At 47.8% G+C, this 14,029-nt stretch carries 9 protein-coding genes; 2 read left to right on the top strand and 7 right to left on the bottom strand.

The window, feature by feature from the left end; all coding sequences use genetic code 11:
• Positions 1 to 293 precede the first annotated feature (293 nt).
• Both ACSHX2_RS07120 and ACSHX2_RS07115 read right to left on the bottom strand, forming a co-directional pair.
• Positions 294 to 1,004, bottom strand: coding sequence for a PEP-CTERM sorting domain-containing protein (locus ACSHX2_RS07120; protein ID WP_435691964.1), 711 nt, complete (start codon positions 1,002 to 1,004; stop codon positions 294 to 296).
• Between the two features lie 117 nt (positions 1,005 to 1,121).
• Positions 1,122 to 3,929: a sulfatase-like hydrolase/transferase gene (locus ACSHX2_RS07115; RefSeq protein WP_435691962.1), complete on the bottom strand. Its 2,808-nt coding sequence runs from the start codon at positions 3,927 to 3,929 to the stop codon at positions 1,122 to 1,124.
• 201 nt (positions 3,930 to 4,130) lie between these two features.
• Between ACSHX2_RS07115 and ACSHX2_RS07110 the strand changes: the two genes are divergently transcribed.
• Entirely contained in the window at positions 4,131 to 6,068 is a 1,938-nt protein-coding gene (locus tag ACSHX2_RS07110; RefSeq protein WP_435691960.1) for a histidine kinase, read from the top strand.
• Entirely contained in the window at positions 6,065 to 6,724 is a 660-nt protein-coding gene (locus tag ACSHX2_RS07105; protein WP_435691958.1) for a response regulator, read from the top strand. Before ACSHX2_RS07110 ends, ACSHX2_RS07105 begins: the two co-directional genes overlap by 4 nt.
• 25 nt (positions 6,725 to 6,749) lie before the next feature.
• Here ACSHX2_RS07105 and ACSHX2_RS07100 read toward each other — a convergent pair whose 3' ends face one another.
• The 5 genes from ACSHX2_RS07100 to ACSHX2_RS07080 form a co-directional block, all read right to left on the bottom strand.
• Complete coding sequence (locus tag ACSHX2_RS07100) at positions 6,750 to 8,240, bottom strand: arylsulfatase (protein WP_435691956.1); 1,491 nt, start codon at positions 8,238 to 8,240, stop codon at positions 6,750 to 6,752.
• A 4-nt stretch (positions 8,241 to 8,244) separates the two neighbouring features.
• Positions 8,245 to 9,726, bottom strand: coding sequence for a sulfatase family protein (locus ACSHX2_RS07095; RefSeq protein ID WP_435692082.1), 1,482 nt, complete (start codon positions 9,724 to 9,726; stop codon positions 8,245 to 8,247).
• Between the two features lie 233 nt (positions 9,727 to 9,959).
• Positions 9,960 to 10,661 carry a PEP-CTERM sorting domain-containing protein gene (locus ACSHX2_RS07090; RefSeq protein ID WP_435691954.1) on the bottom strand — a complete coding sequence of 234 codons (702 nt, stop codon included), beginning with the start codon at positions 10,659 to 10,661 and terminating at the stop codon, positions 9,960 to 9,962.
• A gap of 205 nt (positions 10,662 to 10,866) precedes the next feature.
• A complete protein-coding gene (locus ACSHX2_RS07085) occupies positions 10,867 to 12,726 on the bottom strand; it encodes a sulfatase (protein WP_435691952.1) in 1,860 nt (619 codons plus the stop codon).
• A gap of 40 nt (positions 12,727 to 12,766) precedes the next feature.
• Positions 12,767 to 14,029: a hypothetical protein gene (locus ACSHX2_RS07080; protein ID WP_435691951.1), complete on the bottom strand. Its 1,263-nt coding sequence runs from the start codon at positions 14,027 to 14,029 to the stop codon at positions 12,767 to 12,769.

Below are 14,029 nucleotides of genomic sequence, written 5' to 3'. Positions count from 1 at the left end.
TCATCGGATTTTATGGGCTATTTCCAATACAAAGCTGACAGCGAACGAAGCTCCTACCTCATACTACACTACTGGGAGCTTAGGCTTGATAGTACACTTCTTGATTGGGAAGTTCTGACTACATACCATCATAAAATGAACAGACCGTATAGGTACGCAATCACGCCCTAAATAGATTCTCTCTCTGCCCCATTTATGAAGTCAAAATAGGTACCCAACCGTCTCCACCCAAAAAAAACCGCCACAGCATTAAAAATACTGTGGCGGCAATTAATATGAAAAAAACTTACTCTCTATGCGCGGCGGCGCTTCATAAGCAAGAAGCCAAGTCCACCGAGAAGAAGTGCTGATGAGGAAGGTTCTGGAACAGCAGCTGTGCTGACACCAGTCAAGTTGATGTTGTCCAGACCACTTGCAACATTCGCAAACGTATTGTTACGGCTACTCTCAAACTCCCACGTGAACGTGACGGTGGTGTCGGTCAACCCAGTCAACCCAGTCAGCCCAATGGACTGATTATTGGCAGGGTTTTCAAGAAAGTTAGCAGTTACGTTTTTTGACCAATCCGAGTCAGTCACATTGCCAGCAGTGCCGCCAGCTACAGACGTAGTGAATTGCTCGTTAATATTAATCAAATTATTAGCATTCCAACGAATCGATGTATCGAAGCTTATATTAGTGAAATCCACTGTCACAGTGTCATCAATGGTCACCGTAAAAGAGGCATACAAAGGGTTCGCACCATGCCCAAGCGCCGCAGCGACACTGCCGCTTCCAATATTTGTGAAGCGCGAATACTCCGTAGCATCACGATCCGTCATAGTAAAAGCACTAACTGTGATTCCAGCACCAAAATCATTACTATCCGGTCCAGAGTATGATTCAGCAATGCTTCCTGCATCGGTAATGTTTCCTGGAGTTTCGAAAGTATAAGCGATTGTTGCTGCCTGGGTACTCACTACAGAAGCAAGTGCGCAGGTTAAGAGTAGAGGGATTTTATTCATATGTTTTATGTGTGTTTCGTGGTTAAAATAAATTGGTATAAGACCATGCATAATAAATCAGAATGAATCAGAATGAATCAGCCCCGTCTAGGTACGCAAACGCGTACCTCCTCTTGATTAAGGCTCTTCTGACTGTGATCCTTCAGGTAAGAGCTGGATAGTGTAGAATTCCCTATCGGAATCAATTGGTACCATCTGCCTTGTCTCACTCTCAGATGGATCAGCTTCAACATTCGGCATCAGAACCACCCAGTCCTCCACTGGACTAGAGAGATCATCACTCGCCAGAATATTAAAGAACAAGCCAGGTGCTGACGGCCACTCGAGCGTGAGCCCCCCCTCATTGACCCCATCCGTCTTCACAGAGAAACGTGAAGCTGAATCTAAAGGGTCTAAGTTAAGGCGAATCTCCGTATAATCATCGGTCCTATCATCATCGGTATCCCAGTCACCGGCATCAGTTTCGCCGACACTGACTAAACCATCACTGTCAATGTCTTCGCCCGCATCAGCGAGACCGTCACCATCCGTATCAACGGTGTCACGATCATCATCTTCATAAGAAAGGTAAAACGGGTCATCTACTCCGGGCCTAGGTGAGCCCGATCCAGAAATAATTGGCCATATCTCCCCGAGTGGCCCCCATTTGCTTTCAAGTTCTTGCGCCATTGCTCTCGCCATCTGAACTACTCGATCAGGCTCATCCGCTGCCACATCAACCGACTCGGTTGGGTCGTTCACTAGGTCGTAGAGCAAGAAGGAATTTGCGCCATAGTTATACATCAGTTTCCAATCGCCTTCGCGATACCATGTGAGATTGCCTGTTGGAAAATTAGCATTGGGATAGTGCAGGTGGTACTTCTGCGGCCGATGTGTACCCGCTTCACCACGTAGGTAGGGACTAAGGTCGTAGCCGTGTAAATCTTGAGATGCTGCGCCAGTGATCGACAAAACCGTTGGAGCAACATCGACGATTCCAACGATGTCGTGCTCCACACCATCAGCCACAATCGGCAAGTCTAATTGAAAGGGATGATCCGAATCAGGTTTCGCCCAAGAGATGATGAGTGGCACGCGACTCCCGCCTTGATAACCATCGTTTTTCTGACCTCGCATAGGAAAGTCACTAAAAATCCCCAGAGGGATGGACGCTTGGTTTCCGTGCACTGGCGACTCACTCCCATTATCACCTAAATGAATAATCAGAGTCTCCTCGGCGATACCTAGCTCCTCAAGCTGCTCCACCACATCTCCTAGTGAAACATCGATCGCTTCAATCATGGTCGCGAAGATTTCATGATTCGTACTATGTGCATTGCTGTAATCACCCACTGCATCCGGATTTCTCGTATAAGGTCGGTGCACGCCGTAATAAGACATGTAGCCAAAGAATGGCAGACTCGCATCGACAGCATCACTCATCGCTTGGTTTAATTCTATAGTTAGCGCTTTAGTCAGGTACATCCCAGTACCTGCATAATGCGCCATATTTGGCATCGGCCGAGCATTTGTGGTAAATCCTGAATTTGTTGCCACATAGCGCGCTGGCTGACCAGATTGTGACCCCGCGATATTCACATCAAAGCCCATTGCTGTGGGGTACTGTGCGAAATCACCCGCTCCACCCAAATGCCATTTACCACAATGGATCGAGCGGTAGCCTTCGGATGCAAGCATATGAGGAAGCGCAACATCCGTCTCATCCAGCCCCTCGTAACGCCAATTATTAGGCCCATCACTGATCGTCCCGGCAAGATTGAGGTGTGTCGTAATCCCGTGGTACGTTGGATGGAAACCAGTCAAGATAGTCGCTCGCGATGGACTACATTTTGGAGTCGCATAATTCTGAGTAAACTTCATTCCATTCGCCGCTAAGGCTTCCAGATGGGGCGTTTTATGGAGAATATTTAAATTGGTGATAAGCGGCGTTCCACTATCGTCATAGGTATCATAGGCAAATGGCACCGACAAATCAGTCACCCCCCAATCATCCACTAGCATCACCAAAACATTCGGTTTATCCGGCAGCATGGTAACCTCCAGTTCAGACTGCACCGAACCCAACTCATTCGTCGCGGTGAGAACATAAGTCGTAGTCTCCGTCGGCAGCACATTCGCTGAACCTGTTGTAGCAACTGTACCTATAGAGCTCAGCACTACCGAATCAGCTCTATCTATGTCCCATGAGAGCGCCACGGTCGTATTGGGAGGCACTGCTCGATCATCTACAGAAAAAGATCCAATGATCGGAAAACCTGGGTCTGCAGTAACTTCAGCAGTCACCTGAATATTGTCGATGGTGTGCGCACGCGAGGTGAAATTATGAGTTGCGCTCGAGTTCAGCTGCAAGTGAAAGGTAACAGAGGTATTCGTAAGCCCAGTAAAGCTCGATATATCCACATCCGCTGCAGCTGATACCGGTTCTTGATAATCTGTCCCACCATCATGAGTAAAGCCACCACGTTCCACTTCAGTGATGATCTCATCGATCTCCACGCTCAGCACCCATTCGTTAGTAGCCGAGCTAGAAAGTGAACTGTAAAAACCATAGTCGAAACTTATCGCACTGAGGTCAGCAAGACTTCCTTCTGGAATATCTAAAGTGAAACTCATTGCATTCCCGCCTGGTGCAGTACCGCGGCTGGTAACTGCCGCCTTTGTGCTGCCCAGCGCTGTGCCATTGATTGAACTCACAATCCGTCCATAGTGGTCAGCATTCTCATTATCCGTCATTTCAAACGGACCCACACTGCTGCCTAGCGTGTTGGTATCCGGCGCCGAGTAAACGATATCTCCTGCAGCCCCGGTAATAGAAGAATCTGTTTCAAAATCATATCCCATTGTCCCAGCTACAGAGATAACAGCCATTCCAAAAAAGGTGAAAGGAATGGCAATTAGAGAGTTTTTAAGAAACATGTTTTTCATAGGCTTAGAATAAAAATTTAACGATGAACTGAAGGTAGACCCGCATTAAACCATGCGAATATTAACTCAGTTCTACCATTCGACTAGGTACGCGATCGCGCCCTTCATCGCTTGTTTAGTTGCTTAAGGATGGCAATCCATGCTTTTGTTATCAAGATGGTTAGCCAAGGCAGAGCAGTTCTCAGAATAGCACTCATGATTATGCTATCCCTACTCGCCGAAAACTTATTAGCGAAGCAAGTCAATGCCGCCCCCATTTCCCAGCTATCCTTGAGCGAGCTCGAAAAAAAGATCGCAAGCACAGAGGAAAAGCTCAACCAACTACCCCTCCGTTTGATCCGTGAATCTGGAGGAACTCTTGGTGTTCGGCTTTACCGGAAAAACAACAAACCTGAGACTACTTGGGTTGAAGTTGACTTACTTGAGCGTAAGATTTTCGATAGCATCGTACTGGTCCCCGCTGTATTAATCGATGAGAACCAAGAGTCCACTAACCACGCTTTCCCAAATAAATTTCAAATTTGGACCTACGCATCGCCTGATGACAACGTGGGAGAATTACTATTTGACTCTACCTCATCCCCCCTAATTCCATATCCAGATAAGACGCCTTTGTTTATTGATTGCCCGGGAGCATCTGCTCGCCGAATTCGCATCATCCCCTTGGAACTCAACCAAGTCTTCGACCAGCCTGAGTACATCTTCGCCATGAGTGAGCTACTCGTTTTCGATAACAATCAAAACCTAGCATTGGGCAAACCTGTCAGTGCTCCACAATGGACACAGCATCGTCCTATTTGGCATAAAAATTACCTCACAGACGGTTACATGCCCTATACTGAGCCGAGTGTGGATACTGATAACATACTCAACGGTAGCAGAATATTTGTGCCACCGCGAAAGAGGACCTCTCCATCCATCACACTAGACCTTGGCCAAGATATACTGATAGATGAAGTTCGACTATACCCCATACAAATGGACCGAAACTTCTCAGTTTTTCATAGAGCTGCTATGGGATTCCCGAAGCAATTTATAATCGAGATATCAAGCGATGCAGCCTTTACTTCGTCAAAGGTGATATTTGACACAGCTAACACCGACTACCCATCTCCAGGTCACCGGCTCGCTTGCTTTGCAGCAAACAGCACACTTGGACGTTTTGTGCGTATCACAGCGAAGAGCCTGCCGCCTCACCCTCGTAAAAGGGGCTCCATATTCGCATTTGCTGAAATCGAAGTCATTTCAAATGGAGTCAGCGTTTCGCAAGCTGCCAATATTACATTTACTCACCCAGTCGATATGGAAAAACTTCCACCTTCAATGTTGGTCGATGGCATCTCTGCAAATGGAACGATCATAACAGTAAGATCCTGGCTTGAAGGACTCGCAGAGCGTAACCGTTTAGAATACCATTTGCTTGACCTTCAGGCTGAGTTACAAAACCGGTATTCACGGCAAACCAAAATTGTCCAAGCATTAAAATGGGGCATTGGCATGACTCTGTTGATTACACTCTTTGTGTATTTATGGCAGAGACTGATGCGCCAACGGCACATTTATCAACTACGAGAAAATCTCGCTGCAGACCTTCACGACGAAATTGGAGGAAACTTCAGCGGTATTGCTCTACTCTCCGACGAACTAGCTCAAGAAGGTAATATGCCAAAAGAGCACCTTCCACAGCTCAGCAGTATCGCTGAGATTTCACGAATCAGTGCTACCAACGCCCGCTCGCTGGTACGCTTTCTTGAATCTCGTAATGTCACGGGTGAGCTACTCAGAGAAATGCGCGCCACTGCTGAAATGTTACTCGCAGCGCATCAGTACAGCTTCGATGTCGATGGCTATAAATACATCAGCAAGCTCGCGCCAAAAGACAAATGGCATCTCCTGCTCTTCTTTAAAGAGTCACTTAACAACATTATCAAACACGCCGAAGCCACAGAAGTGACGATCCACCTTCAACTCACGGCAAAACTACTTACCCTGAAGATTCAAGACAACGGTCAGGGGCTTAGCTCAACACCTCAGCAGCCAGCACACCTCACTATGCGGGCTCAAAAACTAAAGGCCCACCTCGAATTTTCAACACCATCCGCTGGTGGCACCCTTATCACTTTAAAGAAAAAACTATGAGTTCTGAACCTCTCCAAGTCATGGTGATCGAAGACAATGCTGTCTACCGCCAAGCCATCACAAACTCTCTCAATAAACAACAAGGCTTCGACTGTATCGCAGCAGCTGCCTCCAGCGACCAAGCGTTTAGCTTGTTAATTGAAGGTACAATCCAACCTGGTGTTATTCTACTCGATCTAGAAATGCCCGGTATCCACGGTCTCGACGCCATCCAGCGCCTGCGCGAACTTTCGCCTAACAGCCACATCATCATCCTTACCCAGTCCGACCGCGAATCACATGTGCTCCAGGCCATCACGCGCGGAGCCGCCGGCTATCTGCTCAAAACCTCCACGCGTAGCGAAATTCTCGACAGCATCCAAGAAGTGCACAACGGTGGCGCGAGTATAGACCCCAAGCTTGCGCACATTGCCTTAAAACTCATCCGCAGGATCCAACCCGGTGAAGCGAAAGAAGATGACGAAATTGAGCTCACAATACGTGAGCTCGAAGTCCTGCAACTACTCAGTGATGGCTTTGTAAAAAAAGAAATTGCTGACCAATTGAAGATAACCTCTCACGGAGTCGACAAACGCATGCGCCGTATCTACGAAAAGCTCCAAGTCCAAAACGTAGCTGCCGCAGTCGCCTCAGCTCTGCGTAAGGGCTGGATCTGAGTGAGTAACCCTCACTCTCACAGAGCTACTTTTTCTTCGCTTTCCTGTCACCGTATGGCTTGCCGCCCTCCCAAGTCATCAGACGCATGGCTTCTTGGTAACGCTCTTCTCCAAAAGCATCGCGATACAGTTCGTGATAGGGCTTATGCTCTTCAGGCACGTTTTCTAAATGGTCATTGATCATGTAGGGCTGAACATCTGTCCACCAAGTGTCGTAAATCTCTTTGAGCTGTTCGACCTTTTCAGGGTACTGACTTGCGAGATCCTTGGTCTCGCTGCGATCATTTGAAAGGTCGTACAGCACGAACTCACCCGCTTTCGGGATGAATAATTTGAACTTCGTGTCTTGGATCGATGCATGAGAATATTGCGCTTTAGAAGCATCATCCCAACGTGTGCGATGTGCGATCCAGTAGCGTTGCGCCCAATCAGCTCCGGTTGGATTTTCGAACAATGGTAGCAAGCTCCGACCGTCCCAGATTTTACCGCCAGGTACGGCATCGTCAGACCCTGCTAATTCAGAAAAAGTGGCATAGTAATCGATGTGGCCAGCTAGATTATTGTTTGAAATGCCGCCCTCGAGCTTGCCTTTCCAATACATCAGACACGGCACACGAATCCCACCTTCGGTCGCGAATGTCTTACGCCCCTTTAATTTCATGGAACCAGATGCCGCGCCATTATCGGTCATGTAGATCAATAAGGTATTTTCGCTCAATCCGCTCTCATCTAGATAAGCCATCATTTTGCCGACATTGTCATCGAGATTCCCCATCATGCTCCCCTTGCTACCATCCGGGAGAATCGGTGGAATATGCGGACGATGCGCCACATTCAACGCCACGAAAGCAAAGAACGGTTTCTTCGCTTTCGCCTGCTCGCCCATCCAGTCGATTGCTTGATCAAAAAAGAGATCGGTACAGTAGCCCTTAGTCTCAATCGCCTTGCCGTTGTGATAGAGCACGGGGTTGTTGTAATCGTTATTCGGGAAGTCGGCACTATGGGTGTAATTTTGACCAATCCCACCAGCACCGTGAATGTAGACTTCGTCAAACCCCCGCTTGTCGGGACGCAGCTCAGCGGAATCGCCGAGGTGCCATTTTCCAAAGATCCCCGTCGCATAGCCGCTGTCCTGAAGCATTTCAGGCATGGTGCGTAGCTCTGGATTCATTTGATCACGAAGAAAAATAGTGTGCGTGACTCCACTATAACACTCCTGGCGGCCAGTCAGCATCGCCGCACGCGTCGGCGAACAAGTCGGCGAGACATGGAAGTTATCAAAACGCACGGCCTTGTCATACAACTTGTCGATATTCGGACTCTCAGCTTTCGGGTTCCCATAGGCACCAATCGAGCCAAAGCTGATATCGTCTGGCATGATCAGCACGATATTCGGTCGTGAACCTTCGAGACTGCTAACGGGAGCTGCCTCGGCCAGTGTAGTTAGACTCAGCAACGCGCTACTCAATGTGAGCAAGGCGGCACTGGAGTCTAAAATAAATTGGGATACTTTCATGAATTTATTGGTTGTGGCTTGCTGACTGGTTTTGAATTTCTTTCAACTGGGCCTTCAGTGCCTGAACTTTTTCAGGATGCTCTTTGGCCAAGTTCTTATGCTGAGCTGGATCTTCTTTGAGATTATAAAGCTCAACAGGTAATTTATCATCGGGTGTATAGCCCCGCTTCTTCTCAAATGCTTTTGAGCGATTCTTCACATTGTGGTCGCCAGATTTCGCATCGATGAGCACCCAGTCACCTTGTCGGATCGCATACGCTTTAGGATTAGTATTATGCACTAGAGCTGGACGCACACTTTCTTTCTCACCTTTCCAGACTGGAAGCATGTTAAAAGAGTCAGCCGCTTCCCCTGTAGGAATAGAACTGCCGGCCACAGCACCAAGCGTTGCCATCAAATCGATTTGAGAGATCAGTGCATCAGAAACTGTTCCTGCCTCGATCACACCAGGCCATTTTACGATAAATGGCACGTGATGGCCACCTTCGTACAAATCACGCTTCGCGCCTCTAAATGGCTCAGAAGACCAGTGGTCATACTTAAGCGCACGTGGATAGGCATAGTGCTCAGGGCCATTATCAGCAGTGAAGATGACGATCGTATCATCAGCTATACCTGCGCGATCAAGAGCGTCGAGAAGTTGCCCACAGCTCCAATCAGTCTGCACCACAAAGTCACCATATGGACCAGCTCCGGAACTACCTTCAAACTCCTCAGATGGAACGATAGGTGCGTGCGGTGAAGGGAAGGAAAAATAGAGGAAAAATGGCTCCTTCTCCTCTTTGCGCGATTCAATGAAGCTCACTGCCTGTCGCGTCATTTCTGGCAAGACATCGTAAGGATCCCAGCCTGTGATCATCGGTCCGTCACGGCACTCCCAAACTCCTTCATTTAAGGGCTTCCACACTTTCGTCGACATCTGAGTATCTGGAACTTGAGTAACCTTATCATCCTTAATCCATACGTAAGGCGGGAAGTTGATCACATTGTCACCGAAATACTCGTCAAACCCGTGCGCGGTTGGACCATCTGGAATAGACTTACTCCAATCGTATTTAGAAGACTGAACCACCAAATTTCCAGATTTCGTCTGCACCTTTTTAGGACCTGCATCAGGCTTGCGCAATGCCTCCCAATCCCAACCCAAATGCCATTTTCCAATCGCGGAGGTGTGGTAACCACTCTCCTGTAACATCTCAGGAAGCGTGAGTTGCTCAGGCGTGAACACGCTCTCGCCTAGCGCTTTCACGATCGTGTGAAAGTCACGCCAATGGTAGCGCCCAGTCAGCAAGGCGTAGCGGCTCGGTGTGCAGATACCCGACGAAGAATGACCATCAGTGAAGCGCATCCCCTCGCCCGCTAGCTTGTCCAGATGCGGAGTCGAGATTTTAGACTTTGGGTTCTGCGCACCCAAATCTCCATAGCCCATGTCATCGGCATAGAGAATGAGTACATTGGGCTTCGCTGCTTCTGCCAGCCCAATCATAGGTGTGAACAGTAAAGAGGCTATAACTGAAAGTGACGTTTTCATAATTGAGGAAATAAGAGTAAAAAAGCTTTCAGCAAATACGAGCTCTAACACGCTCAGCTTTCAGGTGATCACCTATACCAACAACCTCTCCAGACGAACAACTCTAAGTTCTCCAAGTAAAAAAAATCCCCGACTGGCAAAAAAACCAATCGGGGAAAGAATGAAAAGTTTCTAAGCTCTTGAAGAGATTATGCACGGCGGCGGCGGAAAGCCAAGGCACCGAAACCTAATCCAAGAAGCGCAACACTGCTTGGCTCAGGGACTGCTACCGTTTCAAACTGGAAATCTAGGTTTCTTAGACGCACCGGGCCGTCTGATGCAGTAAAGTAAATTGAATTGTCAGTACCATTTGATGTAAGCGCAGCATTGAAGGTTGGGTCACCTGTGACCGTTGTTGCTCCTACTAAGCCGACATAGTAGTCAACATCCCCAACAATGGCATTTGAATAGTGTGTAGGAATAATCGATGTGAAACCGTTAAATACCACAGCCTCATCACCTTCTCCGTCAGTGTAGGAGATGTTTGTCACCTCGAGCCCAAGCGTGCTACCTTCCGGGAACAAATTGCTGTGCCAATTTATATTGCTCATATTAGGAGTACTTGCAGCGCCTAGAGTCACGTCAGTTCCGTCGAAAGTTGAACCTGTGTAGGCTGTGTACAATAGGTCAAAACTTAAAGTATCGTCGCTAGAACCACCATCGAGGTCTCCCGTTTGAGTAAACGATAAAGTAACAATGTTACCCACTGTACTCGAACCGATCGTAAAACCGGAGTTCATCGCTGCGTCCGGAGCTAAATTATCAATGCTAATGAGCGCCGCATTCGCTTGAGTGCTAGCGAGTACTAACAAAGCTGATGCAGTGAGAAGGGTTTTTGTTGTTGTTTTCATATGTCTTAACTTTTGTTTGAATGAACGCTTTCCATCAACGCTTGTTTTAGAAGCACTGAACCTCATCCAAATGGGTGTGGAATAGCATGGATAGTATCGCCAAATTAAAAAAAACATGTACCCCCTATTTTTTGGGGGGTACTCAAAGTGTGGAGCAACTCTCGCAGTCTCAGCTTTGATACTTGCACCACTTTCTCGTACAGCTCTATTTAGCCTCAACCACCTCACTAAACGTTCTGTAGTTGTTTTCATCTACGAACATGAAGCAGAATGCAGTAATGCCTGCTGGGATTGATGCAATCGCAGTGTATCCATCAGAGCTCACTTTTACCGGTATAGGCATCCCTATATCCGCACGAAGAGAACCAGACTCAATCTTCTTATACTTATGCTTTTTAGCACTTGATGGATCTTCCTGGTAGATCACGTAAGCCTTGCTGAGCTTCGGTCCAGATGGATCTAGGGTCAACTTAGCCTTACGATTAGATTGTTTAAACTCTGCAGATTTGATTTTCGCTGAAGGATCGGTCTTGTCTGAATAGTTTGGGTTCAGATAAGGTCCATCGGCATCATGCTCAAGCATGAGCGTATCCAAGTTCTCTTTCAGACGCTCTAAGACAGATGCATATTCGGGATTGTCGGCTAGATCGTTCACTTCTTCGAGATCTTCGAGTTCGCCATTTTTATAGAGTCGGTACAGACTATAGCTCTCCTTCTGGTAGTTATTGTAGAGCTTATAATCACCTTCACGGATGGCGGACTTGAAGTGATCCTCAGAACCGTGTGGAAAATACCAGAAAAGATTGCTGCGCTCTTTACCATTCGCATCGGTAACTTTCTGACTTGCATCGGCAAGCACTGGCGAAATATCTAATCCACTCAACTTTTTCATATTCTTTGAAGCAATCGTAGAATCGGTGAGGTTGAGAATCGTTGGGAAATAATCGAGCTGATTCACTAGCCCATCAAATTGGCTGGCTTTGGGAACACCAGGGCCAGTAACAACCATGGGAACGCGAATACCGCCTTCATCGGCTTTTGTTTTACTGCCTTTAAGTGGGAAATTATCCGACATGATCTCCTTACCTTTAGCTTCGGCTCCACCGTTGTCTGAGCTAAAGAAAATATACGTTGTTTCGGAAAGCTTCTTCCCAGGGTTACGCGGATCATCTGTCTTACTTAAAAAATCTACTACCCGTCCGAGGCTCCAGTCTACCGAGGTCACCATCGCAGCGAAATACGGGTTCTGTTGACCAGGTAAACTCATCGCACCAGGCTTCGGTGGAAAGGGCTGCCCCATCTTGTCGCAGTAATATTCTAGCAATTCACCATTACGGGTAACCACAGGCCAGTGAACCATCCAGTGACACATATTCAGGAAAAATGGTTCCTCTTTACTCTCCTCCATGAATTGAAGAGCTGCATCCGTCAATTCATCGTATGGGTAGGAAATCCCTTCCGGCTTCTTTTCACTGAAAGGTGGATACTTCTCTTTGCTTAAGGGAAATTTTGCATCGTCTGCAGTAGCAAAACCTTTGGTGCGATCATCCCAGCCGCGCTGGATTCCACGTGTTTGGTTCACCACATCAAAACCATAACTCTCTGCTGTAAACCCAACGTGCCACTTTCCGATGTGCCCTGTGCGATAATCGTTCTGGTTCATTGCATCCGCAAGCGTCAAGAGATCTAGTGAAAGATGCTCACCAAGATAGGCTGGCGCGTAGAGGTCCTCTTTCTTCCCCTCTTCTAGTCGGCCAAGGTGCACATGCGTCATCTTAATTTGAGCCGGGTGCTGGCCAGTGATAATCCCAGCCCGTGAAGGAGCACACGATGGCGCCGGTGAATACGCCTGGCTAAAGTTCATCCCTGCCTCGGCTAGCTTCACGATGTTAGGAGTCTCAAAAGCACAAGGCGTTCCATGGTCGTTCAACTGAACATCCTGCCAACCTAGATCATCCACATAAAAAATGATGATGTTTGGTTTCGGAACTAATGATTCACCCGCCTGAACGGAAGAAGTCGACACTGTCAAAGTCAGCGCGACGGTGGAGAGTATGTGTTTCATTTTCATATGTTTTGTATAATGATTTGTTAGATATTCAAATTTACTGCCCAGCACCTTTATGCTTCTTAAGGTGGTCGGTGCGCCCGTAGGCCTGCCAAGCTTTGGCAAATTCCTCGTCCATCAACCAATTTGCGGTCGATCTCTCTCCCTTAAAATCGGCGCAGGGCGCTATCTCCAATAGCTGCCGACCACCGGCTTCGACATCGTAAGTAGCGCCCAACCAGCCGTCCTCAATCTTGATTGGCAGGAGTTCACCATTCTGGCCAAGACGTGCTCGCATGGCCGCCTTACAAAACTCGACAACAAACTCCCAGACGATATCGTTATCCACTGGCCCGTGGCCGACACCCGCCTCCATCATCGTATTCATGGCGGCATTCCGAGTTTGACGCATTTCTTTGACTGTCTCGTCCTGGCGTCCATTGAGAAAATATTTATCAACCGTACCAAGCATCACCATGGACGGAATGTGTTCGGTATTCGGGAACTTAAGGTATTCGTTGAACCCTGGGTGAAACGAGATCCATCCAATAGATTGCTCTGGTCGCTGAGCGGGCCAGCAGGCAGCAAATCCCGTGCCGTTAGAATGGCCGAAGGTAAGTATTGGCGCATCCACTAATTCAGGATGACCGGAAAGCTCCGCGAGCTTTTTGACATGTGCATCAGTCAGGCTCACATCCTTCAGTCCACGTTGAACGGGGTCTCCATACATACTCACGAGAGCCACTTGCTCGTCTTGCGCGAATTTCTGTAAAATGGGATGAGTGATATTCCCCATGCCATGACGCGTGAGATAAAATGCAGCCCTGACCTTATCTACAGACTCTGGAATATAAACGTGGAATTCGGCATCACCATTCGACGTTTTACCCACCGCATTGGTCGTGCTCATCGGCACGGTAAACCCGACGATTCCTTCTTCTATCGGCTTTGGCTTCAGCTTCACTACGAGTGGCTTTGGATTGGCGAAAAATTCCATGGACAGGATTCGGACAATTTCATCGATATGCCCCTCTTTCTTGAACCGTAGAGCACCGATGATTCCGCGCTGATTCTCTTTGGTCTTGTCATCCCACAGAAATTCAGCAGAAAAATCTCCATTAGGGTCCGTACGCGCATCAACCCCACCCAACTTCATCGTCACACTCACCCCATTGAGCCAATTGTCGTCACTGTCCATCACCTTACCTGTGAGGATAATCTTTTGCCCTGAGGTAAGACTGACATCACTGGAACTCTCAGCAAAAACAGAGATCGTTGTCATAATTGACGCTGTAAGAAGGTTTATTAGTCTCTTTTTCAT

Origin of the sequence: Rubritalea sp. (genome assembly GCF_051252225.1) — a bacterium.
Lineage (GTDB): Bacteria > Verrucomicrobiota > Verrucomicrobiia > Verrucomicrobiales > Akkermansiaceae > Rubritalea.
This window is presented reverse-complemented; position numbering and strand designations above follow the sequence as displayed.